Source organism: Novosphingobium sp. PhB55, from assembly GCF_004368805.1.
Taxonomy (GTDB): Bacteria; Pseudomonadota; Alphaproteobacteria; order Sphingomonadales; family Sphingomonadaceae; genus Novosphingobium.
On record NZ_SODQ01000024.1, the window covers coordinates 1 to 1585 of the forward strand.

General features: G+C 61.9%; 2 protein-coding genes. Both read left to right on the plus strand.

What is annotated here, in order from left to right; all coding sequences use genetic code 11:
• Nucleotides 1-913 (plus strand): IS66 family transposase (locus EDF57_RS25310; RefSeq protein WP_134096393.1); only part of this gene is annotated, 913 nt, incomplete at its 5' end.
• A complete protein-coding gene (locus tag EDF57_RS25315; protein WP_208324975.1) occupies nucleotides 910-1548 on the plus strand; it encodes a UPF0149 family protein in 639 nt (212 codons plus the stop codon). The genes EDF57_RS25310 and EDF57_RS25315, both read left to right, overlap by 4 nt.
• The last annotated feature ends 37 nt before the right edge of the window (nucleotides 1549-1585 follow it).

A 1585-nucleotide genomic window follows, 5' to 3' on the forward strand; every position in this document is an offset into this window, starting at 1 on the left:
GTCCCGCAAGCTGGCATGGCTGATGGCGCCGCTCGGCGAACGGTTGCTCTCCTACATCCTGGAGGCTCCAAAGATACACGGCGACGAAACGCCCGTGACCTTGCTGCAGGGCAAAGACGGTAGCCACACCGCCTACTTCTGGGTCTATCTGCGCGACAGCCGCTCAAGCGGGGATATGAGCCCGCCTGCTGTGGCGTTCCGCTTCACGACCGGGCGCGGCAGCAAGCATCCCGCAGCCCACCTTGCCGGTTACCGCGGATACCTTCAAGCGGACGGCTATGCCGGTTACAACGCGCTGTATCATGACCCCAAGACCAAGGCGCCGCGCGGGGTAACGGAGGTCGGCTGCTGGGCCCACGCGCGGCGCAAGTTCACCGACATTCTGGAAAAGAACCCGTCGCCGGTAGCGGCTGAAGCGGTGGTGAGGATCAGCGAGCTCTTCGCGATCGAACGCGACATCAAGGGAGCACCGCCCGATGAGCGAAGGCGGGTTCGCCAGCAGCTAGCCCGCCCAAAACTAGCTGCGTTGCGACCATGGCTCGAAGCCCAGATTCAAGGATTGTCGTCGGATAGTGCCTTGGCGAAGGCATGCCGCTATCCGCTTAACCGCTGGGCGGCGATGGTTCGCTATTGCGAAGACGGCCTGCTCGAGATCAGCAACAACCTGGTCGAAAATGCCCTGCGCGGCGTAGCTCTGGGGCGCCGCAACTGGATGTTCGTCGGGTCCACCACGGGTGGAGATGCCTCAGCGCTGTTTTACTCGCTTGCCGAAACGTGCCGCTTGAACGGCGTAGAGCCCGAAGCCTGGTTCACCGACGTCATTGCGCGTATCGGCAATCACCCAATCAACCGGATCGACGAACTCCTGCCATGGCGCTGGCAGGCCCTACGCGATACGGCTCAGGCTGCATGAACACATCACAGCCTCACTCCGCTCTGTTCACACCTCTCGCCTGGGATCCCGGTCTCCTCCCGCCACTGGAGATGGACGGCTACCTGACCGGCGTGCTGGTGACACCAGCATTGGAAACCGCCGACTGGATTGCGGACTTGTGGACCGCGCTCCCCCCGGTGACGGATCAAGCCAGAATGGAGCAGGCCCTCGCCGCCGTTCTGACACGGTTCAGAGCGATTGAAGCGGAGCTTCAAAAGGGATGGCCGAGCTATCAACCCAGCTTCTCCGAAAGGGGGCAGAAGGCTGACCATGGCAGGGTCCGGGGATGGATGAAGGGCTTCTATCGAGCCATGAAGCTGCATCCCGAATATTGGTCAGACCTGGCCGACGACGAGCGAACAGCAACGTTCCTTGGTCTGCTGGTTGGCTTTATCGAGACAGACGAGCAGATCGAAGAACGCGAAGACGCTGACGCCATCCGCGACGAACACGCTGAGCTCCTACCGCGTGCAATCGTCGGTATGAGGAAGCTGGCACTGCTGCATGATGGTGACGCGAATGCGCTCAGATCTATCCAGGCCAGTAAGGTCGGCCGTAATGATCCGTGCCCATGCGGTTCGGGCAGGAAGTACAAGCGCTGCTGCGCAGCCTAAGCGGTTAGCGTCAAGGCCGGGTTCCGTCGGCGCTTAC